The organism is Roseovarius sp., from assembly GCF_965228755.1.
Classification (GTDB): Bacteria; Pseudomonadota; Alphaproteobacteria; order Rhodobacterales; family Rhodobacteraceae; genus Roseovarius.
The window spans coordinates 1,972,438-1,993,456 of record NZ_CBDDIG010000005.1 but is presented as its reverse complement, the minus strand read 5'-3'; the positions used below and the strand labels follow the sequence as shown (position 1 = coordinate 1,993,456).

General features: G+C 67.2%; 20 protein-coding genes. 11 read left to right on the top strand and 9 right to left on the bottom strand.

Annotated features, from left to right (window positions below):
* Positions 1–34: 34 nt before the first annotated feature.
* Positions 35–1,420 (bottom strand): diguanylate cyclase, encoded by a 1,386-nt coding sequence (locus ACO07J_RS13460; protein WP_422029683.1) that lies wholly within the window; start codon positions 1,418–1,420, stop codon positions 35–37.
* Between the two features lie 86 nt (positions 1,421–1,506).
* On the opposite strand from ACO07J_RS13460, the gene ACO07J_RS13455 reads away from it, so the two are divergent.
* From ACO07J_RS13455 to ACO07J_RS13420, 8 genes are all read left to right on the top strand, one after another.
* Entirely contained in the window at positions 1,507–1,791 is a 285-nt protein-coding gene (locus ACO07J_RS13455; protein ID WP_422029681.1) for a DUF3572 domain-containing protein, read from the top strand.
* Between the two features lie 9 nt (positions 1,792–1,800).
* On the top strand, positions 1,801–2,505 hold the full coding sequence (locus ACO07J_RS13450; protein ID WP_422029679.1) for an HAD family hydrolase: 705 nt from the start codon (positions 1,801–1,803) through the stop codon (positions 2,503–2,505).
* Positions 2,502–3,395, top strand: a complete 894-nt coding sequence (locus ACO07J_RS13445; RefSeq protein WP_422029677.1) for a DMT family transporter — start codon at positions 2,502–2,504, stop codon at positions 3,393–3,395. The genes ACO07J_RS13450 and ACO07J_RS13445 overlap by 4 nt, the downstream gene beginning before the upstream one ends.
* Positions 3,396–3,483: 88 nt before the next feature.
* Positions 3,484–5,046 carry a trimethylamine methyltransferase family protein gene (locus tag ACO07J_RS13440; protein ID WP_422029675.1) on the top strand — a complete coding sequence of 521 codons (1,563 nt, stop codon included), beginning with the start codon at positions 3,484–3,486 and terminating at the stop codon, positions 5,044–5,046.
* 123 nt (positions 5,047–5,169) lie between these two features.
* On the top strand, positions 5,170–5,763 hold the full coding sequence (locus ACO07J_RS13435; protein ID WP_422029673.1) for a heme NO-binding domain-containing protein: 594 nt from the start codon (positions 5,170–5,172) through the stop codon (positions 5,761–5,763).
* Positions 5,760–6,794 (top strand): diguanylate cyclase domain-containing protein, encoded by a 1,035-nt coding sequence (locus ACO07J_RS13430; protein WP_422029671.1) that lies wholly within the window; start codon positions 5,760–5,762, stop codon positions 6,792–6,794. The genes ACO07J_RS13435 and ACO07J_RS13430 overlap by 4 nt, the downstream gene beginning before the upstream one ends.
* 84 nt (positions 6,795–6,878) lie before the next feature.
* A complete protein-coding gene (locus tag ACO07J_RS13425; protein ID WP_422029669.1) occupies positions 6,879–7,892 on the top strand; it encodes an NAD-dependent epimerase/dehydratase family protein in 1,014 nt (337 codons plus the stop codon).
* 92 nt (positions 7,893–7,984) lie between these two features.
* Positions 7,985–9,295, top strand: coding sequence for a tetratricopeptide repeat protein (locus ACO07J_RS13420; protein ID WP_422029667.1), 1,311 nt, complete (start codon positions 7,985–7,987; stop codon positions 9,293–9,295).
* Between the two features lie 2 nt (positions 9,296–9,297).
* On the opposite strand, the gene ACO07J_RS13415 is transcribed toward ACO07J_RS13420, so the two are convergent.
* A complete protein-coding gene (locus ACO07J_RS13415; protein ID WP_422029665.1) occupies positions 9,298–9,903 on the bottom strand; it encodes a flavin reductase family protein in 606 nt (201 codons plus the stop codon).
* Positions 9,904–10,006: 103 nt separating this feature from the next.
* Between ACO07J_RS13415 and ACO07J_RS13410 the strand changes: the two genes are divergently transcribed.
* Positions 10,007–10,489, top strand: coding sequence for a GNAT family N-acetyltransferase (locus ACO07J_RS13410; RefSeq protein WP_422029663.1), 483 nt, complete (start codon positions 10,007–10,009; stop codon positions 10,487–10,489).
* 53 nt (positions 10,490–10,542) lie between these two features.
* Positions 10,543–11,310: an EcsC family protein gene (locus ACO07J_RS13405; RefSeq protein WP_422029661.1), complete on the top strand. Its 768-nt coding sequence runs from the start codon at positions 10,543–10,545 to the stop codon at positions 11,308–11,310.
* 2 nt (positions 11,311–11,312) lie between these two features.
* Here ACO07J_RS13405 and ACO07J_RS13400 read toward each other — a convergent pair whose 3' ends face one another.
* The 5 genes from ACO07J_RS13400 to ACO07J_RS13380 form a co-directional block, all read right to left on the bottom strand.
* Positions 11,313–11,708, bottom strand: a complete 396-nt coding sequence (locus tag ACO07J_RS13400; protein ID WP_422029660.1) for a hypothetical protein — start codon at positions 11,706–11,708, stop codon at positions 11,313–11,315.
* Positions 11,709–12,003: 295 nt separating this feature from the next.
* Positions 12,004–12,381 carry a DUF5071 domain-containing protein gene (locus tag ACO07J_RS13395; protein WP_422029658.1) on the bottom strand — a complete coding sequence of 126 codons (378 nt, stop codon included), beginning with the start codon at positions 12,379–12,381 and terminating at the stop codon, positions 12,004–12,006.
* 49 nt (positions 12,382–12,430) lie between these two features.
* Entirely contained in the window at positions 12,431–14,680 is a 2,250-nt protein-coding gene (ptsP, locus tag ACO07J_RS13390) for a phosphoenolpyruvate--protein phosphotransferase (protein ID WP_422029656.1), read from the bottom strand.
* Positions 14,681–14,738: 58 nt separating this feature from the next.
* Complete coding sequence (locus tag ACO07J_RS13385) at positions 14,739–15,977, bottom strand: aspartate kinase (protein WP_422029654.1); 1,239 nt, start codon at positions 15,975–15,977, stop codon at positions 14,739–14,741.
* 231 nt (positions 15,978–16,208) lie between these two features.
* Complete coding sequence (locus ACO07J_RS13380) at positions 16,209–16,586, bottom strand: VOC family protein (RefSeq protein WP_422029652.1); 378 nt, start codon at positions 16,584–16,586, stop codon at positions 16,209–16,211.
* Between the two features lie 150 nt (positions 16,587–16,736).
* Between ACO07J_RS13380 and ACO07J_RS13375 the strand changes: the two genes are divergently transcribed.
* Positions 16,737–17,695, top strand: a protein-coding gene (locus tag ACO07J_RS13375) for an IS630 family transposase (RefSeq protein ID WP_422029650.1) whose coding sequence is annotated in 2 segments (ribosomal slippage) — positions 16,737–17,078 and positions 17,081–17,695 — 957 coding nt in all. Because the reading frame shifts where the segments join, the coding sequence is not laid out codon by codon here.
* Positions 17,696–17,896: 201 nt separating this feature from the next.
* Here the strand turns inward: ACO07J_RS13375 and ACO07J_RS13370 are convergent.
* The gene (locus tag ACO07J_RS13370; protein WP_422029786.1) at positions 17,897–19,819 is read right to left on the bottom strand and encodes a capsular polysaccharide biosynthesis protein; all 1,923 of its coding nucleotides are present in this window, start codon (positions 19,817–19,819) and stop codon (positions 17,897–17,899) included.
* Between the two features lie 101 nt (positions 19,820–19,920).
* Positions 19,921–21,009, bottom strand: a complete 1,089-nt coding sequence (locus ACO07J_RS13365) for a polysaccharide biosynthesis/export family protein (RefSeq protein WP_422029784.1) — start codon at positions 21,007–21,009, stop codon at positions 19,921–19,923.
* Positions 21,010–21,019: the final 10 nt, after the last annotated feature.

The window sequence follows — 21,019 nt, the reverse complement described above, 5'->3', positions numbered from 1 at the left end:
CGGGAGCGGCGCCACAAGCGGGATTGAGCCGTCCTCAGGCGGCGGGGCGACGGCAGACGGTGACGGTGTCGCGCCCGCCTGATTTTGAGCCGTAGAGCGCCTTGTCGGCCTCGGCCACCAGCTTGGCGACATCCGTACAGGCCCCGGCGGGCCGGGGCGTTGCCAGAGCGGCGCCGATGCTGACGGTCACCCGCACCGGCCCGGCCCCGGAAAGCGGGACCGGATTGTCGCGCACGACGCGGCGCAGGTTGTTGGCGAGGTCACGGATTTCGCAAAGCGAGGTGCCGGGCACGGCGATCAGGAACTCCTCTCCGCCGATGCGGGCGATCATGCTGTCGGCGGGCAGGGCGGCGCGCATGTGCGCCGAGACCTGCGCCAGCACGGTATCGCCCGCCGCATGGCCGTAGGTGTCATTGACCGACTTGAAATGGTCGAGATCGGCGACGAGCACGGCGCAGGTTCGCCCGGTCTGCTGTGCCGTGGCCAGCATCCGTTTGACGAAGCTGAGCGCGTAGCGGCGGTTGTAGAGGCCGGTCAGCGGATCCATCAGGGCGGCCTGCAGCCCGTCTTCAAGCTTGCCGCGCAGCGCGTCGCCGCGCGATTTCTGAGAGAGCTGGAACGAGAGGCGGAGGGCCATTTCCCGTTCATCGGTCGTGTCGGGCAGCGCGTCATGGGCGCCCATGTCGAGGATTGGCGCGGTGAGGTGCATGACCTCGGGATCGAGCAGGGCAAGGACGCGGGCCCGCCGCGTGCTTGGCGCGGCCTGCAATTCGGCCAGAAGGCTCAGCCCGGGCCGCGTGTTCCTCGGACCCACATGCAGGACGATGGCGTCGGGCTTGCGCCTGAGCGCCTTTGCCGTGCCCGGCTCGTCAAGCCCGAGGGCTATGACATCGTCGCAGGTGCCCAGGGCAAGGCGCGATTTGAGCTGTTCGGCCTCGGGGCGAGTGGCGGCGAGGATCGCCAACTTCTGCCGTTTCCGGAACGCCGCCGGATCCTCGGCAAAGCCGAGGGCGTCGGCGGTATCGGGCGGCATGCCGAGGTCGCTGTCGATCTGCCTGTGCCGCATGATCGAGCGGAGCCGGGCGAGCAGCACGATTTCGTCGAAGGGTTTGGAGACGACATCCGTCGCGCCGGCCCGCAGCGCGCCGACGCGGCGGTCGCCGTCATCGTCGGGCAGAAGGGCGACGATGGGCGGCGCGGGCGCCCCGGTGGCCGGCTGAAGGGCGGTGGCGAAGTCGGCGAGCGGCATGTCGGGCAAATCGCCCGCGATCACCACGTCGGGACGGGTGCGGCGGGCCATTTCCAGCGCGTCCTGTCCGCTGCCGGCCTGGATCACGCGATAGAAGGCCGCCGCCAGCGTTACCTTGAGCACGATCCGGTTGGTAGCCAGAGCGTCGACAATCAGAATTTTTCCTGTCATCAACGAAAGACCTTCAGACTTGTTCTTTCCGTCATCTGGACTATCCATGGCAGAAGTTAAGAAAACCTTTCCGGGAATTAACGCAATTGAACCTTGAGCAGGATGCCGCCGAAGCGATCGCGCTGAAAGGTCTGGCCTGGCTGGCCGGGAATGACGAGTTGCTGCCGATCTTCCTCGGCGCCCGCGGCGCGTCGGAGGCCGACCTGCGCGCCGGTGCTCAAGACCCTGAATTCCTTGGCTCCGTACTGGATTTCATCCTGATGGACGACGCCTGGGTGCTGGCGTTCTGTGCCGAGACCGGCCTGGCCAACAGCGCACCGATGGCCGCGCGTGCCGCGCTTCCCGGCGGGGCGCAGATACACTGGACGTAAGGGCGGAACGTGAACAAACCGGTTACGAAGCTTGACGGGCTGCTCTTCGACAAGGACGGCACGCTGTTCGATTTCCACGCCACCTGGAGCACCTGGGCCGGCGCCGTGATCGAGCACCTGGCCGAGGGCGACGCCGCCCGGCGTGCAGCCCTGGCGGACGCGATGGATTATGACCTGGGCGCCATGCGGTTCCGCCCGTCCAGCCCGATCATCGCCGGCACCAACCGCGAGGCGGCGGAATGTGTCGCCCGGGGGCTCGGCCGGCAGGATATTCCCGCCATCGAGGCCCTGCTGATGACGATGGCCGCCGAGGCGCCGCTGATGCCGTCGGTGCCGCTGGCGCCGCTGCTCGAGGGTTTTCGCGGCCAGGGGCTGAAGCTTGGCGTGATGACCAATGACAGCGAGGCCGTGGCCCATGCCCACCTGAGCACCGCCGGGGTCGCCGGGCTGTTCGATTTCGTGGCCGGGTTCGATTCCGGCTTTGGCGCCAAGCCCGATCCCGGTCCGCTGCTGGCCTTTGCGAACGCCCATGGGCTGTCGCCCGGACGGGTGGCGATGGTGGGGGACAGCACCCATGACCTTGTGGCCGGGCGGGCCGCGGGGATGCAGACGCTGGCGGTGCTCACGGGGGCCGCGGGCGCGGCGGAGCTGAGCCCTTTCGCCGATCACGTGCTGGCGCATATCGGAGAGATCCCGGCCTGGCTGGCGGCATGAGCCGGCATCCGCTTTACGGTATCCTGCTGGCGACGGCCGGGGCGCTGTTCCTGACGCCGGATGCGCTGTTCATGCGGCTGTCGGGGATGGACGGGTTCCAGATGGTCGCGTGGCGGGGGATGCTGATGGGCTCGGTCATGGTGCTGGGCTGGGCGGTGCTGAGCGGCGACCGTCGGGGTGATATCCGCCAGCTGGCCACCGGGCCGGGCGTGGCGATCATGGGCTGCCAGCTTCTCAACTCGGTCTTCTTCTGTCTCGGCATCGCCTCGGCCCCGGCGGCGGTGGTGCTGATCGGGGTGGCGGCGGTGCCGGTCTGCTCGGCCCTGCTGAGCCGGGTGATCCTGTCAGAGCCGACGCGCTTGGCGACCTGGGTGGCGATGGCCGCGGTGATGGCGGGGATCGCCATCGCCGTCTCGGGCGGCGACGGCGAGGCGGTGACGCTGAACCTGCGGGCATTGGCCGGGGCGGGGTTCGGGCTGGCCGTGGCGCTGATGCTGGCGCTGAACTTCACCATCCTGCGGGCACGGCCGGGCCTGCCGATCATGCTGGTGATCGGGGTGGGGGCGTGGATGGCCGGGCTGACGGGCCTGACCATCACCGGGCTCGGGGAAATGACCGAGGGCCGGCCATGGGCCATGGTGGTGACGGGGGCGGTGATCCTGCCGGTGTCGTTTTTCACCCTGTCGCTGGCGTCGCGCCATACGCAGGCGGCGAACGTGAGCCTGCTGATGTTGCTGGAGACGGTTCTGGCCCCGGTCTGGGTGTGGATCGGCGTGGGCGAGCGGCCGACGGTGACCATGGCCATCGGTGGCGCCGTCGTGGTTGTGAGCCTGGCGATCTACCTGATCGTCACCGGACGGGGGCTTCGGCCAAAACAGGCGCACGGTTAGAACAAAAACGACACGTCGTGTCGCTAACTGGCATTTTCGCACCTGTGAGCAATGCTGTCATACCGGACAGTGCAAACAGGAGTCTCCCATGGCAGTTGAAGCCAAACGCAGGAAGCGCGGCGGCGGCCGCGCGGGCAATGCAGAGCGCCGCGGCACCGCGGTCATCGACCAGATGCCCTGGGTTCCGCCGGTTAACATTGATAAACCGGTCGAGCCTTTGGACGAGGCCGGCGTGCAGGCGATTCACGACGGGGCGATGCGGATCCTCGAGGAGATCGGCATCGAGTTCCTGAACCCGGAGGCTTTAGAAATCCTTAAAGCCTCGGGCGGCTGCACCGTGAATAGCGAGAACGTGCGGATGGGCCGCGATTTCGTCATGGAGATGATCGCCAAGGCACCCGAGCAGTGGACGATCACCCCGCGCAACCCCGACCGGATGCTGACCATCGGCGGGCAGCACCTGAATTTCGGCAACGTCTCGTCACCGCCGAGCTACTGGGACATGAATATCGGGCGGAAGGTGACCGGCACGCGCGAGATGTGCGCGAACCTGCTGAAGCTGAGCCAGTATTTCAACTGCATCCATTTCGTCGGCGGCTACCCGGTGGAGCCGCAGGACGTGCACCCCTCGATCCGCCATCTCGACGTGCTTTATGACAAGCTGACGCTGACCGACAAGGTGGCGCATGCCTATTGCCTGGGCAAGGAGCGGGTCGAGGACGTGATGGAGATGGTGCGGATCGCCGGCGGGCTGACCAGCGACGAGTTCGAAGCCAGCCCGCACATGTACACCAACATCAACTCGACCTCGCCGCTCAAGCATGACTACCCGATGCTGGATGGCTGGATGCGGATCGCCCGGCGCAACCAGGGGCTGGTGGTGACGCCGTTCACGCTGGCGGGCGCCATGGCGCCGGTGACCATGTCGGGCGCGGTGGCGCAGTCGCTGGCCGAGGGGCTGTGCGCCGTGGTGCTGGCACAGTTGATCCGGCCGGGCGCGTGCTGTGCCATCGGCACGTTCACCTCCAACGTCGACATGAAATCGGGCGCGCCGGCCTTCGGCACGCCGGAATACATGCGAGCGACGCAGATGACCGGCCAGCTGGCGCGGTTCTACAAGCTGCCGATGCGGGCCAGCGGTGTCTGCGCCGCGAACGTGCCGGACGGGCAGGCGATGTGGGAAACCTCGAACAGCCTGTGGTCGGGCGTGCAGGCCGGGGCGCACATGATCTATCACGCGGCCGGCTGGCTGGAGGGCGGGCTGATCGCGAGCCCCGAGAAATTCGTCATGGATTGCGAGATCCTGCAGCAGATCCAGCGCTACATGGACCCGATGCTGACCAAAACCGGGCCCGACGAGATTGCCTTCGACGCGGTGCGCGAAGTGGGTAACCAGGGTCATTTCTTCGGCATCCAGCACACGCAGGACCGGTACACCACGGCCTTTTACCAGCCCTTCCTGAGCGATTGGCGCAACTACGAGGCGTGGGAGGCCGCGGGCCGGTCATGGACGGCGGAACGGGCGCACCAGGTGTATCGCGACATCATCGCCAGCTTCGAGGCGCCGGCGATGGACGAGGCAATCCGCGAGGAGCTGGCCGCCTTCGTGGAACGCCGCAAGGCCGAGGGTGGCGCGCCGACGGATTTCTGAAACCACGGTTCGGCCGGCCCTTCGGGGCGGCCGTGCCGGCCGGCGCGGAATGTCGAAACTTGCATTTATTGACACTTCTTTAACGCCGGCCTGTCACATATACCTCCGTTTTGGAGGCACATGATGCACGGGCTGATCAACCAGGCCATCGAACGCTTCGGGCGGGCGACATACGGCGACAGGTTCTGGGAACGGGTGTGCCGCGGGCAGGGCCTGCCGGTGCGGCGGTTCGAGGCGATGCAGAGCTATGATCCCGGCGTGACCGAGGCGATGCTCGACGGGTTGGCGCAGGCGCTGGGCAAGGCGCGGGGCGAGGTGCTGGAGGATATCGGCACCTTCCTCGTCTCCTCGCCCTCGACCGAGGCGCTGCGGCGGCTGCTGCGGTTCGGGGGAACCGAGTTCGTCGATTTCCTGTATTCGCTGGACGATCTGCCCGCGCGGGTCAGGCTGGCGGTGCCCGAGCTGGAGTTGCCGCAGATGGAACTGCGCGAGCACGGGCCGCGGTCGTTCAGTTTCGTCGTCCGCACGGAAGGGGCGAAGCCGTGGTTCGGGCATGTCATGGTCGGGCTGTTGCGGGCGATGGCCGATGATTACGGGGCGCTCGTGGTGCTGGAACACATGGGGGCGAGCCCCGGGCGGGAGATCATCGCGATCATGCTGCTGGAGACCGCGTTTGCCGAGGGCAGGGCGTTCGACCTCGGGGCGCCGGTGCCATGAGTGTTGCGGGGCTCGATGCCGAGCGGCTGGGGTCGGTGCTCGACACGCTGTGCCCGATGCACATCCTGCTCGACGGGACAGGCCATATCCGCCATGCCGGCCCGGCGATGCGCAAGCTTGCCCCCGGCGGCGTGCCGGACGGGACGCGCCTGACGGACCTGCTCGACCTGCGCCGTCCGCGCGCCTCGGACCGGATGGAGGCACTGCTGGCGCTGGCGGGGCGAAAGCTGCATTTCGCGCTGCGCACGCCGCCGCGGACCGAACTCAAGGGCGTCCTCGTGCCGCTGCCGGCCGCGGCGGGGGCAGAGGGGCCGGGCGCGGTGCTGAACCTGTCCTTCGGCATTTCCATCGTCGACGCGGTCCGCGATTACGCGCTGACCAGCGCCGATTTCGCGGCCACGGACCTGGCCATCGAGATGCTGTACCTGGTCGAGGCCAAGTCGGCCGCGATGGAAGAGCTGCGCCGGCTGAACACGCGGCTGGACGGCGCGCGGATCGAGGCGCTGGAAGCGTCGGTCACCGACAAGCTGACCGGACTGCGCAATCGCCGCGCGCTGGAGCCGGTGATGTCGCGCCTGGTGGAGACGACCACGGATTTCGCGCTGATGCATCTCGACCTCGACCACTTCAAGCATGTGAACGACACCTATGGCCATGCGGCCGGCGATGCCGTGCTGCAGGCCGTGGCCTGCCGCCTGACCGGAAGCACCCGCGACCGGGACACGCTGATCCGCATCGGCGGGGACGAGTTCCTGCTGGTGCTGCCCGAGCAGACCCGGGTCGATGCGGTGGCCGACCTGGCGCGCCGCCTGATCCGCGAGCTATCGCGGCCGATTCCGTTCGGCGAGCGGCGGCTGAGCGTGTCAGTCAGCATCGGGGCGAGCCTGAGCCGCATGTACGACCCGCCCGACCCGGTGCGGATGATGCATGATGCCGACACCGCGCTTTATGCCGCCAAGGCGGCAGGGCGGGGCACCTACAGGCAATATACGCCCGAACTGGGGCAGATGGGGGCCGGTGGGGCGAACTGACCCCTCAAGCGGCCTGCAATGCTTGTGTGGTGCGGGCCCACAGGCTAACGATTCCGGTCAAGAATAATCGGGGCGGGAGCGGGCATGACACGGGTTTTCATCACCGGCACGGCGGGGTTCATCGGCTATCATCTGGCCAGCCTTTTGCTGGACGAGGGGATCGAGGTGCATGGCTTCGACGGGATGACGGATTACTACGACGTCAGCCTGAAGCAGCGCCGCCACCAGATGCTGCGCCAGAAACTGGGTTTTGCGGCGACCGAGGCGATGCTGGAGGATGCCGAAGCGCTGGATGCCGCGGCGGATGCGTTTCGGCCGGACGTGATCGTCCACCTCGCGGCCCAGGCCGGGGTGCGTTACAGCCTCGAGGCGCCGCGGGCCTATATCGATGCGAACGTGGTGGGCACCTTCAACGTGATGGAGGTGGCCCGGCGGCACGAGGTCAGGCACCTGCTGATGGCCTCGACCAGCTCGGTCTACGGGGCCGAGACGGAGATGCCCTATCGCGAGACGCAGAAGGCCGACATGCAGATGACGATCTACGCGGCCACCAAGAAGGCCTGCGAGGCGATGGGCCATTCCTATGCGCATCTGTGGAACCTGCCGACGACGATGTTCCGGTTCTTCACGGTGTACGGGCCGTGGGGGCGGCCGGACATGGCGCTGTACAAGTTCGTCGACGCGATCCTCGAGGATCGGCCGATCGACGTCTACAACCACGGCGAGATGTTCCGGGATTTCACCTATGTCGACGACCTCGTGCGGGGGATCCGCCTGCTGATCGACGCGGCGCCGGTGCGGCCCGAGCGGCCCGAGGATATTGCCGAGGGGGACAGCCTGTCGCCGGTGGCGCCCTACCGGGTGGTCAATATCGGCAATTCGCAGACCGTGCGCCTGCTGGATTTCGTCAACGCGATCGAGGAGGCGCTGGGGAAAAAGGCGCAGCGCAACCTGATGGAGATGCAGAAGGGCGACGTGCCGGCCACCTGGGCCGATGCGAGCCTGCTGCAGAGCCTGACGGGCTATCGCCCCGAAACGGATGTGCGCGAAGGGATTGCGCGGTTCGTGGCGTGGTTCCGGGAGTATTACGGGAAATAGGGGCCGGTGGGCGCCCAAGCGGTGCAAGGCGGTTGATCTTGTGCGGGTCGCGGGTAAGCTTCCGGTTGATTGAAGGTTCGGAGATTTTTCACATGGCGCCGTTGCGCTTTGCGGTTGTTTCAAGTGTTCTGCTGGCCCTTTGCGCCGCCCCGGCCGGGGCTTTCCCGCTTATCGACAGTTCGGAAGAGACCCATGCCTCGGTCTGCATCGGGTCGTCCGATACGCCGGAGCGGCTGATCGAGATCTGCGGTATCGCCCTTTCCGGGTCGGGCCATACCTCCGAAGAGCTTGCCAGGATGGAGGAGTCGCTGGGCTTCGCCTATTACGAAACCGACCGGCTGGAGGAGGCGCGGGCGGTTTTCGAGGCGACGCTGGCGCGCGACCCGGACGAGGACAGGGCCATCCGCGGGCTTGGCTGGGTGCTGCATGACGAGGGGGATTACGCGGCCGCCGCGGAGCAGTTTCGCCGCGCGCTGGATATTTCCGCGTCGGCCTCGGGGCTTGCCGGGCTGGGCCTGAGCCTTTGGGACCTGGACGAGATCGATTTCGACGAGTTGATGACCTACCTGGATGCGGCGCTGGCGATCAACCCCGACTATCACTGGGCCCGGCGCGAGAAGGGATGGCGGCTTCTGGAGGTGGACCGTGCCGAGGAGGCGCGCGACCTCTTCGCCACGTTCCTCGAGGAGGCCCCGTGGGACGCGAACGCGCTGGCCGGCCTGGCCAAGTCCTACAAGGCGCTGGGCGAGCACGAGAAGGTGATCGAACAGACCGGCCGGGCCCTGGAGGACGACATGGACCGGGCCTATTTCCTCGACCTGCGGATCGGATCGCTGTTCGTGCTGGAGCGATACCGGCAGGTGATCCGCGATGCCGACGCCCTGGTCGAGGCGTCCCCGGAGACGCACGAGGGATACATCTGGCGGGCGCGGGCCATGTCGGAGCTTGGCCGTGGCAGCGATGCGCTGGCCTACCTGGCCTCGGCCGAGGAGATCCTGGGGCCGGACATCTTCGTCGTCTACTGGCGGGCCAAGCTGATGATGCATCACGGCCAGTACGAGAAGGCGGCGCTTCAGATCGGCCGCAACATCGCCGGCGACGAGGTCGATACCTACGATTACGAGCTACTGGGCTATATCGAGTACAACAGGAAGGACATGGCCGCGGCGCGACGCGCGATCGATCATTCGCTGGAACTGGACGCGACGAACGCCTCGGCCGTGCTGCTGGATGCCATATTGATGCTGCAGGAAGAGGCCGGCGTCGAGGCCGCGCTCCCGCGTTTCGAGGAGGCGATGGCCCTGGGCCTGTCGAGAAACGGGATCAGCGAGTTTGCCGGCGAACTGGTCGGGGCGGGGTATTTCATGCATGCCATCGCGATCCGCGCGAAACACCCCGGTTGAGGTCATTCCCCGGGGCGTTTGAGCGCGAATTTCTCGCGTACCACGGTGTAGTCGCGGTAGCCCATGCGTGCCAGCGGGTTGAAGCGGAGCACGTCGAAGATGCCGTCGACGAGGCAGTCGTCGCGCATGTGGATGCCGGTGACCTCTCCGAAGACGGTGAAATTGGCCTCGCCGGGCAATTGCACGATCTGGGTCAGCTTGCATTCGAGGGAGGCGGGCGCGTTGGCGACGCGCGAGCAGGGAATGGTTTCGCAGTCTGTGCGTTCGATGCCGGCGAGCTCGAATTCGTCGACGTCCTTCTCCCACGGGCCGGAGGTTTTGTTCATCACGTCGCGCATGGCGTATTCGACGATGTTGACGCAGAAAAACCCGGTGTCGCGGATGTTGGCGACACTGTCCTTGGTGCCGTCGCGGTCCTCCTTGGCGGAGGTGGAGGCGAACATCACCTGCGGCGGCACGTAGGCCACGGCGTTGAAGAAGGAATAGGGGGCGAGGTTTTCCGAGCCGTCGCTGCCGCGGGTGGAGATCCAGCCGATGGGGCGGGGGGTGACGATGGCGTTGAACGGGTTGTGGGGCAGGCCGTGGCCGTCTTCGGGTTTGTAGAACATGAGGCTCCCTTGTGCGGGGCTTGCGCCCCGCCTGAAGTTGCGGTTTGAACCAGCCCTAACCGCGTGATACGCGACTATCTACCTGTTTTTTGAGGGGCGGGCGGTGATTTCACTGACAGAAGAAACCTCCGACGACTGGTGGGAGGTCGAGGCACTTTACGACCTGTGTTTCGCGCCGGGGCGCGAGGCGCTGTCGTCATACCGGCTGCGCGAGGGCGTGGCCCCCGTGGCGGAGCTGTGCCTGGTGGCGCGGGAAGAGGGGATCGTGGCGGGCGCGATCCGGTTCTGGCCGGTGCTGGTGGGCGAGAGCCGGGTGCTGCTGTTGGGCCCGGTGGCGGTTCACCCGACGCACCAGGGCGAGGGCCTGGGCGGTTTCCTGATCCTCGAAAGCCTCGACCGGGCGCGCGATCTGGGCTGGCAGCGGGCGATGCTGGTGGGGGACGAGCCCTATTACGGGCGGTTCGGGTTTCACCGGCTGGAGGGGGTCGAGATGCCGCCGCCGACCAATCCCGCAAGGGTTCTGGGCGTGGCGCTGGCCGAGGGCGCGTGGGACGGGATCACCGGCCGGGTGACACGCTGCGCTTGAAACGGCGGGGGTTTGCGCCGATCTTCATGGGGTAGCCTTTGAAGGAGTGGCGGATGGAAATTCTCGAAGCGCCGATTGCGCCGGAGGCCGTGGAGGCGCGGCTGAAAGTTCTGGCGCAGCGGCATGCGCGGGCGAGCAACGTGGGCATCCAGGTGCTGAACGTGATCGGCGGGCAGGCGGAGACGCTGTTGAACCGGCTGCCCAATGGCGTGCGCACCCAGCTGGCGGAGCGGACGGACCAGGCGCTGACCCTGGCGATGGAGGCCGCGCACCGGTCGCGGGGCGTGGTCGAGGTGAGCCCGAGCTGGATGGGCCGGGCGCTGACCACGGCGATGGGGGCGGCAGGCGGCATGGGCGGGCTGCCCACGGCGCTGGCGGAACTGCCGGTGACGGTGACGGTGCTGCTGCGGACGATCCAGGACGTGGCGGTGGAGCACGGGTTCGATCCGGCCGAGCCGGGGGTGCAGTATGACTGTATCCAGGTGTTCGCCGCGGCCGGGCCGCTGGACCATGACGACGGGTCGGACCTGGCGTTCCTGAGCACACGGATGGCGGTGACCGGGACGGCGATCAAGTCGTTGATTGCAAGGGTCGCGCCGCGGCTGGCGACGGTGCTGGGCCAGAAGTTGGCGGCGCAGACCGTGCCGGTGCTGGGGGCCGCCGCGGGGGCGGCGACGAATTATGCCTATACCAGTTATTACCAGCAGATGGCGCATGTGCATTTCGGCCTGCGGCGGCTGGCGATCGACGCCGGCAAGCCGCATGGCGAGCTGATCGAGGATTTCCGCAAGCTGGTCGAGGTGCCGGTGAAAAAGGCCTGACGTCAGCTGGCGTCGACCGCCTCGTAGAGGATGTGCAGGATGTCCGGTTGCGGGCTGAAGCGCAGGGTGGCGGAATCGTATTCGGTCAGCGCGGCGAGGATGGCGCCGTTGGTGATGTCGGCACCCATGCCGTTCGGCCAGAAATACCGGCGGCGGCGTTGGCAGAGCAGGATCATCTGGGTGCGCCAGGCCGCGTTCTGCCAGCCGCAGGCGGCGCCGAGCTCGGGGGCCGTGCTGTCGGGGGCGTCGAGCAGGGCCTGGATGGCGCGGCGCTCGTTGGGCGTGAGGGGGATGTCGGCGAAGGCCTGTTCCACCCGCTCGCGGCGCGGCAGGGTGGCGAGGGCCGAGGTGTCGGCCGGGGCGTGATGGCTGGCCGGGCCGGGCACGGGCAGCGACATGGAGGCCGGCCGGCGGAGCGGTGGTAAACAATTGGTTAACGGATGGGGGGATGTGCCCGTAAGAGCCATGGTGCTGTCGTCCTCAATGGTGGCGCTATGGTTGCGCCTTGGAAAGAACGGTAGCAGGACACGGTTTGTTCCTCAAGCCGGGTGATATTATTCAGTTTGTGAATCAGATGGTTAAGAACCGGTTTTCGAGTCATTCGGGGCGGGGGGTACAACCCGTGGTATTGGTCCCATTCGGAGGCCCCTATTCTTGCGGTGACTGAAAAGTCACAGACCGAGGCATTCGGCGCTATGCCGGCAGCGCCTTTGCCGCTTGATCGACGTGTTCGGACCTTTCGGCCTCGGTGGGATGCATGGACAGGTGTTTCAGGTCCGGCGACAGCACGATCAAGGTTGATGGTGCAAGATGCGGGCAGAGTTCCGTAAGCAGCCAGTATTTCCAGATGGCGTCGTCCGAGGCAAACGCGGAGCGCAGGGACGGTATGATGACCGGGCCGGCCTGCGTGAGCAATTCGGCAAGAGCCGGGGCGACCGGCCAGTTCATGTCTTTCAGCCACGGAAGCAGGTCTGGCACGACCGGGTCGAGCGCCGGGAACCCGACCGCCTTTGCGCGGGCGACGGCTGCCGTGTCGAACTTGGTTTTCGGGACGCAGTCGGCGTGTTTCATGACCTATCTGTAAAACCAAGCAGACCGAGCGGCAACTTCCCGGCGGGGCCTACAGCTTCCCGCGCAGGTACTCCATCACCTGCGGGCGGACGGATTGCACGCCGGCCTCGCGCGCCTCGTGGATCACGTCGCGGAGTTCGGAGAGGTCGGTGCGCCGCAGGATCGACTTGACCGGCCCGATGGAGGCCGGGCGCATCGAGAGCGAGCGCAGGCCGATGGCGGCCATGCAGGCGGCCTCGACCGGGCGGCCGGCATCCTCGCCACAGAAGGAGAGGGGCGTGTCCAGACGGTTGCAGCGGTCGACGATGCCTTCGAGGAAGGTCAGGAAGCTGACGTTCAAAGTGTCGTAGCGCTTGCGGACCAGCTCGTTCTCGCGGTCGGCGGCGAAGAAGAACTGTTTCAGGTCGTTGCCGCCGATCGAGAGGAAATCAACCTCGCGGTAGAAGCTGTCGGGGGCGAAGGCGAGCGACGGGGTTTCCAGCATCGCGCCCACCTCGAGCGAGGAGGGCAGGTTGTGGCCGAGGATGCGCTCGCGTTCCATCGCCTTGTCCATCTCGGCGCGGGCGGCGGTGAATTCCTCGCGCTGGGCGACGAAGGGGAACATGACGGAAAGCGGCCGGCCATTGGCGGCGCGGATGAGCGCCTGAAGCTGCATCCGCATGACGCCGGGCTTGTCGAGGCCCACGCGCACCGCCCGCCAGCCGAGCGCCGGGTTGGGCTCGTCCGTGGCGGTCATGTAGGGCAGCACCTTGTCGGAGCCGATGTCGAGCGTGCGGAAGGTGACGCGCTTGTCGTGGGCGGCGTCCATCACCCGGGCGTAGAGCTCGCTCAGCTCGGCCCGCTTGGGCATGTGGTTGCGGATCAGGAATTGCAGTTCCGTGCGGAAAAGGCCCACCCCCTCGGCGCCGGAGCTGTCGAGGCTGGGCAGATCGGCCATGAGGCCGGCGTTCATCAGCAGCGCGATCCGCGTGCCGCAGATCGTCTCGGCAGGCTTGTCGCGGATCGAGGCGTAGCGTTCCTGGGCCTTGGCGGCCATCGCCATCTTGTCGCGGAAGGCGTTCACCACGGTCTCGTCGGGGCGCAGGTGGGCGACGCCCTGGTCGCCGTCGACAAGGATCAGGTCGCCGTTCAGTGCCTCGGTGGTGATGCGCTCGGCATGGATGACGAGGGGGATGGCCAGCGCCCGGGCGACGATGGCGGCGTGGCTGCCGACGGAGCCTTCCTCGAGCACGATGCCCTTGAGGCGGCGGCCGTAGTCGAGCAGCTCGCCGGGGCCGATATTGCGGGCGATGAGGATCGGGTCGGGGGGCATTTCCGCGCCGGTTTCATTGCCCTGCCCGGTGAGGATGCGCAGCAGGCGGTTCGACAGGTCGTCGAGGTCGTGCAGCCGGTCGCGCAGGTAGGGGTCGGTCACCTGGGACATGCGGGCGCGGGCGGCGGATTGTTCCTTTTCCACCGCCGCCTCGGCCGAGAGGCCGCGGGAGATGTCTTCCTCCATCCGGCGCATCCAGCCCTTGGAATTGGCGAACATGCGGTAGGCCTCGAGCACCTGGAGCTGTTCGCTGTCGCCGGTCTTGGCGTTGGACAGCATCCGGTCGACGCCGACGCGGAGTTCGTCGACGGCGGCGGTGAGGCGCTCCATCTCGCGGTGGGGGTCGTCGGCGATGGGGTTGGTGACCACGACGCGCGGCTCGTGCAGCCAGACATGGCCCTGGGCCGCGCCTTCCTGGCCGGCGGCGCCGTGGAAGAGCACCGCCTGCTGGTGGCGGGCCTTCATCGCCGCCCCTTCGCCGACGAAGGCGCCGAGCTCGGCCATCTCGGCCAGCACCATGGCGACGACCTCGACGGCGTAGACCTCCTCCTCGGAGAAGATGCGGGCGTCTTTCGACTGGACGACCAGCACGCCCAGGGTTTCGCCCAGCCGCTGGACGGGGACGCCCAGCATGGAGCAATAGGCCTCTTCCCCGGTTTCGGGCATGTAGCGGAAGCCGCGGGTGCCGGGGGCGTCGTCGGTGTTGATGATGTGGCCGCGCCGGGCGATGCGGCCGACCAGCCCCTCGCCAAGGCGCATCCGGGTCTGGTGCACGGCCTCGGGCTTGAGGCCCTCGGTGGCGCAGAGCTCGAGCGTGTCCTCGTCGCGGAAGAGGTAGATCGAGCAGACCTCGCAGTGCATTTCCTCGGCGATCAGCGTGGTGATCCGGTCAAGTCGCGTCTGGCCGGCCGCGTCCTCGGCCATCACCGAGCGCAGGCGGCCGAGCATCTGCCGGCTGTCGGTCTGATGTTCCTGCGGTGCAGTCATGCGCCTTGCGGGACCTGTCCTTGTGGCGGTCCGACCCTGTCATGTCCCTTGGAGACTGTCAGGCCGCCTTTTCCAATCCGAAGGCATCATGCAGGGCCTGGACCGCGAGTTCCATATATTTCCGGTCGATCAGCACGGAAATCTTGATCTCGGAGGTTGCAATCACCTTGATGTTTATTCCCTCGGCGCTGAGCGTCTTGAACATGCGGGCGGCGACGCCGGACTGGCTGCGCATGCCGATGCCTACGGCGGAGACCTTGGCCACCTCGGTATCGGCGATCAGGTCGTGGAAGTTGATGTCACCGCGGGTCTTGGCCTCGCGCAGGGCCTTTTCGGCGCGGGTGACCTGACCCACGGGGCAGGAGAAGGTCATGTCGGTGCGGCCTTCCTCCGAGATGTTCTGGACGATCATGTCGACGTTGACGCCGGCATCCGAGAGGGGGCCGAAGATGGCCGCGGCGATGCCGGGGCGGTCGGCGACCGAGACGAGGGTCATCTTCGCCTCGTCGCGGGAATAGGCGATGCCGTTGACGACGTTTGATTCCATGATTTCCTCCTCGGCACAGACCAGCGTGCCCGCGGTGTCCGACTGTTCCTCGAAACTGCTGAGAACGCGCAGTTTGACATTGTAACGCATGGCCAGTTCGACCGAGCGGGTTTGCAGCACCTTGGCGCCGAGGCTGGCAAGCTCCAGCATCTCCTCGAAGGCGATCTTGTCAAGCTTGCGGGCCTTGGAGGTGATCCGGGGGTCGGTGGTGTAGACGCCGTCGACATCGGTGTAGATGTCGCAGCGCTCGGCATCGAAGGCCGCGGCGAAGGCCACGGCCGTGGTGTCGGAGCCGCCCCGGCCCAGGGTGGTGATGCGGCCTTCGGGGCTAACCCCTTGAAAACCGGCGACAACGGCGACGCGCATCCCTTCTGAGAACTTGGCGTTGATGTTGTCGGTGGGGATCTCCTCGATCCGGGCGGCGGAGTGGGCGGAGGTGGTCTTGAGCGGCACCTGCCAGCCCTGCCAGCTTCGGGCGGGGACGTCCATTTCCTGCAAGGTCAGCGCCATGAGGCCGGCGGTGATGTTCTCGCCCGAGCTGACGACGGCGTCGTATTCGCGGGCGTCGTAGAAGGGCGAGATCTCGTCGACCCAGCCGACGAGTTCGTTGGTGCGGCCGGCCATGGCGGAGACGATGACGATGACGTCGTAGCCCTTGGCCACCTCGACGCCCACGCGCTTGGCGGCGCGGCGGATGCGGTCGATGTTGGCGACGGAGGTGCCGCCGAATTTCATGACGAGAATGGGCATGGGGCGCATCCTTGGGCTTGGTCCGGGGGCGGTTTACGCGCGGTTTGGGACCGGCGCAAGTGGCGGCGATGCGGGAGGTTGGCGATTCGAAGGTTAACGGCGTTGTTTTGAAGGGATCGTGACGTCGGTATCACGTCGGTATTTCGTCGGTATCGCGTCGGTGCGGGGCCGGTATCGGGCAGGTGTGAATGTGGCGTGCGGTGGGGTAATCCACGAGATGTGGGTCGGGGCTCAGAGCGGGTTGCTGATCTCGACGAGGTTCTGGTCGGGGTCGCGGAAGTAGACCGAGAGGATCGGGCCGGTCGCGCCGGCCTTTTCGGCCGGGCCCTCGACGATCGCGACCCGGTGGGCGGTGAGGGTTTCGATTACCTGGTCGATCGGGGTGGTGGTGAGGAGGCAGAAATTGCCGCTGCCGGGGACGGTGCGGCGGGCCAGTTCGGGGGTGGTCGCGGCGTCCTGCAGGCTGATCTTGTGCGGGCCGAAATGCAGCGACCACTTGCCCGGTTTTTCCTCGCGGGGCTGCATGCCGAGGATGCGCTCGTAGAAGTCGAGCGTGGCGTCGATATCGGCGACGCAGAGCACGATGTGGTCGAGGCGGTCGAGGTTCATGGCGGGAGTATCGCGGGCGGATGGTTGTCGGGCAAGGGGGGTGGTGGGGGAAGTGGCCGACACGCGCCTAAAGCATTCCGCCTTTAACCTGAATCGCGGCGATTCCCACGCGCATGATTTTGTGATTCATCCTGTTTGGGAGGATGGATCATGTCAGCACCTTTGCCATCGGCGCTCCGGGCGCGGTTTCAGCGATATATTGAGGAAGGGTTGAGCGGTCGCGCGGCGGCGTTGCGTTTGAAGCTGTCGCCAGCCACTGGAGCCCGCTGGGCGCTTGCGATCCGGCGGACAGGCCGAGCGGCGGCTGCACCTCAGGGCCGGCCGAAAGGCAAGGGCAAGTTGGACCCTCATCGGTCCTTCTTTGCCGAAATCATCGAGCATGATGGCGATATAACGATGCCTGAGCTGAGCGCGGCGCTGTATGATGCGACGGGCGTCAGCGCGCATCCCAACGCGATTGGAAAGTTCCTTCGCAAGCTCGGCTACACATACAAAAAAAGTCACTGGTCGCCACCGAGCGCCGCCGTGCCAAGGTAAGGCGGCAGCGCGAAGACTGGTTCAGGCACCGTATTCCGGCCGTGATGGCGCAGCCGGAACGCGTTGTCTTCATTGACGAAACATCCGTGAAGACAAACCTGGCCAGACAGCGGGGATGGTCGCGATGTGGAGAGCGCCTGATCATGGACGCCCCGTTCGGGTCATGGGGCACCCAGACCTTCATCGCCGGGTTGAGCGCCGATGCGATGATCGCACCCTGGGTGATAAAAGGGGCCATGGATGGCGCGGCCTTCACCGCCTACGTCGAAAAGGTGCTGGTGCCGGAACTCTCACCTGGAACCGTGGTCATTCTGGACAATCTCGCCACGCACAAGAACGCCGAAGCGGAAAAAGCGATGCGCAGGGCAGGATGCTGGTTCCTATTCTTGCCGCCCTACAGTCCCGACCTCAACCCCATCGAAATGGCATTCTCCAAGCTCAAAGCACACCTGCGCCGGATCGGCGCGCGCAGCTTCACCGACATGTTCAACGCACTCGCCGACATCTGCGACCTCTACTCAACCGAAGAGTGCTGGAACTACTTCAAGGCTGCCGGATATGTCTCAGGTTAAAGACGGGGTGCTTTAGCGCGGAATCCAGGGCGAAGCCCGCCGCGCATCGCCGGGCCGCCCCCCGGCACGGCGATTTGGTGAGGGGTGTGCGAGGTCGTGAGGTTGGATGTGCTTGGCAGCGATAAAGTGGCGTCCACCGGCGTTGGTTCGCCGCACCGCGGCCCGACGATGCGCGGCTTCTCGGCGTTGTGCGGGGGCGCCCTACCGCCACCACCCCGCGTAGGAGGCGAACACCCCCTGCAGTTTCGCCAGAACCCGGTTGGCGCGGGAAGGCCGGGGCACCGTGCCCGCCGCCAGCCTCTCGGCCACCACTTCGACCGGGCAGGGGAGGTCGGTGACCGGGTCGTGGTAGCGGGGGTAGTCGATGAGGGTGGCGTGGACGAGGCCTTCGAGAGACGGCCGGGCCGCGCGGCGGGCGGGGACGCGGCCGAGGTCGCGGGTGAGACCCCAGCCGGCGTAGAACGGCGCGCCGGTGGTGGTGACCTTGACGCCGCGCAGGAGGGCCTCGAAACCCATGAGCGAGGTCATGGTCCAGACCTCGTCGATGCGGTCGAGCAGGTCGGCCGGGTTGGTGCGGGGCAGGACCATGTCGGCGAGGCGGTCGAGGTCGGATTGGGCGACGTGGCCGGTGCGCAGGCCCGCTTCGACGTCCGGGTGGGGCTTGTAGAGGATCACCGCGTCAGGGTTCTCGGCGCGGGCCTTTTCCAGCAGGGCGAGGTTGGTGTGGATCTCGCCCGCGCCGAGCTTGATGGAGGCGTCGTCTTCGACCTGGCCGGGGACGAGGATCAGGTGGCCCTGCGGCAACTCGGGGGCGGTGTCGCCGAGGTTGTATTTGCTGAGGCGTTGTTTGGTGAGGGTCTTGATGAGGGTTTCGGCGCGTTTGAGCTGGTCGGGGCGCAGCTCGGCGCGCTGGGCGATGAGGCGTTCGAGGCGGCTTTCCTGCGACGGGTCGTAGTAGATGCCGAGGTCGTCGCAGACCAGGGATAGCGGCGGGATCAGGTCGGCGCCGAGGCCGCGGGAGCGCAGGAAGCCGTCTTCCACGCGGACCGCGCCTTCGGGGGCGACCTGCGGTTTCGAGGCCCAGACCATGGCGGGGCGGGGCCCGGCGGGCAGGGTGTCGGCGGCGAAGCGCAGGGCCTCGAACCGGCCGAAGAAGCGTTGCAGGGGTTTGCGTTTCCACAGGCGCATGGCGTAGGCGGCCCAGCCGTGGCGGTCTTCGCGCCAGGCGCGGGTTTGGGCCTCGAGCGCCGATATGGCCTCTTCCAGCGAGCCCAACCGGTCGCGGTAAGGGTCGTACCAGTGCGGGTAGAGGATCATCGTCGCGGCGAAGAGTTGCGCCTTGGAGAGGCGGCGTCCGCGGCGGGGGAGATTGAGCGGGTGGCGGTCTTCGGTGAGGCCCCAGCCGGCATAGAAGGGCTGGCCGAAGACCTTGGGGCGGTGGCCGGCGAAGATCGCCTCGAAGCCCAGTTGCGAGGAGACGGTGTAGACGGCGATGGCGCCCTCGAGCAGGGACCACGGGCTTACCGCGTCGGAGAAGAGCCGGACGCGCCCGGATTCGTCTTCGCCGGAGAAATAGCCGTCGCGGTGGGCGTGCTGGGTTTCGGGATGGATCTTGACCAGGATGCGGGCGCCGGGGTTCTCCTCCTGCGCGTAATAGAGCATTTCGCGGAAGGTGTTGGCGTCGGCGTTGCCGTGGGTGACGCTGGCGTCGCCCTTGGTCTGGTCGATGACGAGGACGTAGCCGGGCTCGGGCACGGGGTGGTCGGCGTCGAAGCCGGTATACTTGGTGAGATGCGCCTCGTGGATGCGGGCGATGGCGCCGCGGGCGCGGTCCATCAGCACGGTGTCGTCGAGCGGGTGGGTCGCCAGCAGGGTTTCGAGGTCGGAGGGGGTGTTGGGGTTGAAATGGACGCCCTGGCTGTCGATGGCGAGGCCGAGCGGCGGTTCGCCGCTGCGGCCGGGAAAGAGGGAGCGGAGGAAGATGTCCTCGACCCGGATGAGGCCGGCGCCGGTGGCTTCGGCGATTTTCTCGCCCCGGGTGGCGTAGGGGGAGTGGCCCCAGACGGCGATGAGGTCGTCGGGGCCGGGCTTGCCAAGGCGGAGCGGGTAGCCTGTCAGTTCCATGATCCGGCGGACGCGGGCCTGGCGGAAGAAGCCGGCATTAAAATAGAAAACCCGCCGGTCACCTGCATGGCCGGCGGGTTTGCCGTCGTTCTGGTCTGGTGTCACGATCCGCCGAGCGTATCGACCGCCGTGGCCACGGACCCGATCGAGCCGAGCGAGCCGGTCAGGGCCGAGATCACCTTGCTCCACTGGGCGAAGGGCGCCTCGGTCACGTAGATCGTGTCATCGTCGCGCACCGCGAAGTCGCGGGCCATGAACATGCCGTTGGGGCGGGTCAGGTCGAGCACGTAGACCATGCGCTGGGCGCCGATCAGGTCGTTGCGGCCGAGCACCATGTTGGCGATCTCCGCCGGCTCGTTGCGCAGGATGAAGACGCCCGTCGGGTCGGCGGTCGACGATTGCAGGCCGCCCACCTGGGCAATGGCCTCGACCGCGGAAAGGGTCGGGCTGTCGAAGGGCAGGCGGGCCTGGGCGCCGGTGGCGCCGAGGGCGGTGAAGGCGCGGGTGTCTTCCTCGACCAGGATCCGGTCGCCGCCGCGCAGGGCGATGTCGAAGCCGGGATGCTTGAAGAGGTCCTGGAACCAGACCTTGGAGCGCTGGTCGCCGCGCATGACGGTGATCTGGGCCACCTCGGGCTCGACCGTGACGCCGCCGGCGGCGGCCAGCATGGTCGAGAGCGTGCGGGTGGGCCGTTCGATCGGGTAGACGCCCTGGGCGCCGACCGAGCCGATCAGCGAGACGGTGGCCCCGTCACCGGCGAGGCGGCGCACCTCGACCTGGGGGTCGGGGGTCTGCACGTCGAGCTTCTGGGTGATGATCCGGCGGATCGCCTCGGGCGTGTTGCCGGCGGCGCGGATGCGGCCGGCGTAGGGGATGAAGATGAAGCCGGCGCCGTCGACCTGCACCTCGTCGAGCACGGCGGCGGAGACGCCCTCGTTGACGAGCAGGCCGTCCTCGACGTTTTCCCACACGGTGATGCCGAGCGTATCGCCCGGGCGGATCGTGTCGGAGCCGACGAGGCCGGCGCGCTTGAAGTCCTCGGTGAAGCCGAGGGCGGGCTGGACGGCGGTGGCGCGGGTGACGCGGTCGTTCACGGCGACGACGAAGGCATCGCCCTGCCGCTGGACCGAGCCGGCGTAGATTTCACGCTTGTTGGGACCGACGCGCGGCAGGCCACAGGAGGCCACCATCGCAACAACG

Excerpts from the sequence above, each read along its gene's own strand:
- ACO07J_RS13440 (WP_422029675.1), top strand. The coding sequence starts at position 3,484 with ATGGCAGTTGAAGCCAAACGCAGGAAGCGCGGCGGCGGCCGCGCGGGC.
- ACO07J_RS13385 (WP_422029654.1), bottom strand. The coding sequence starts at position 15,977 with ATGCCCATTCTCGTCATGAAATTCGGCGGCACCTCCGTCGCCAACATC.
- ACO07J_RS13430 (WP_422029671.1), top strand. The coding sequence starts at position 5,760 with ATGAGTGTTGCGGGGCTCGATGCCGAGCGGCTGGGGTCGGTGCTCGAC.
- ACO07J_RS13460 (WP_422029683.1), bottom strand. The coding sequence starts at position 1,420 with ATGACAGGAAAAATTCTGATTGTCGACGCTCTGGCTACCAACCGGATC.
- ACO07J_RS13435 (WP_422029673.1), top strand. The coding sequence starts at position 5,170 with ATGCACGGGCTGATCAACCAGGCCATCGAACGCTTCGGGCGGGCGACA.
- ACO07J_RS13370 (WP_422029786.1), bottom strand. The coding sequence starts at position 19,819 with ATGGAACTGACAGGCTACCCGCTCCGCCTTGGCAAGCCCGGCCCCGAC.
- ACO07J_RS13380 (WP_422029652.1), bottom strand. The coding sequence starts at position 16,586 with ATGAACCTCGACCGCCTCGACCACATCGTGCTCTGCGTCGCCGATATC.
- ptsP (WP_422029656.1), bottom strand. The coding sequence starts at position 14,680 with ATGACTGCACCGCAGGAACATCAGACCGACAGCCGGCAGATGCTCGGC.
- ACO07J_RS13445 (WP_422029677.1), top strand. The coding sequence starts at position 2,502 with ATGAGCCGGCATCCGCTTTACGGTATCCTGCTGGCGACGGCCGGGGCG.
- ACO07J_RS13405 (WP_422029661.1), top strand. The coding sequence starts at position 10,543 with ATGGAAATTCTCGAAGCGCCGATTGCGCCGGAGGCCGTGGAGGCGCGG.
- ACO07J_RS13425 (WP_422029669.1), top strand. The coding sequence starts at position 6,879 with ATGACACGGGTTTTCATCACCGGCACGGCGGGGTTCATCGGCTATCAT.
- ACO07J_RS13395 (WP_422029658.1), bottom strand. The coding sequence starts at position 12,381 with ATGAAACACGCCGACTGCGTCCCGAAAACCAAGTTCGACACGGCAGCC.
- ACO07J_RS13420 (WP_422029667.1), top strand. The coding sequence starts at position 7,985 with ATGGCGCCGTTGCGCTTTGCGGTTGTTTCAAGTGTTCTGCTGGCCCTT.
- ACO07J_RS13415 (WP_422029665.1), bottom strand. The coding sequence starts at position 9,903 with ATGTTCTACAAACCCGAAGACGGCCACGGCCTGCCCCACAACCCGTTC.
- ACO07J_RS13400 (WP_422029660.1), bottom strand. The coding sequence starts at position 11,708 with ATGTCGCTGCCCGTGCCCGGCCCGGCCAGCCATCACGCCCCGGCCGAC.
- ACO07J_RS13365 (WP_422029784.1), bottom strand. The coding sequence starts at position 21,009 with ATGGTGGCCTCCTGTGGCCTGCCGCGCGTCGGTCCCAACAAGCGTGAA.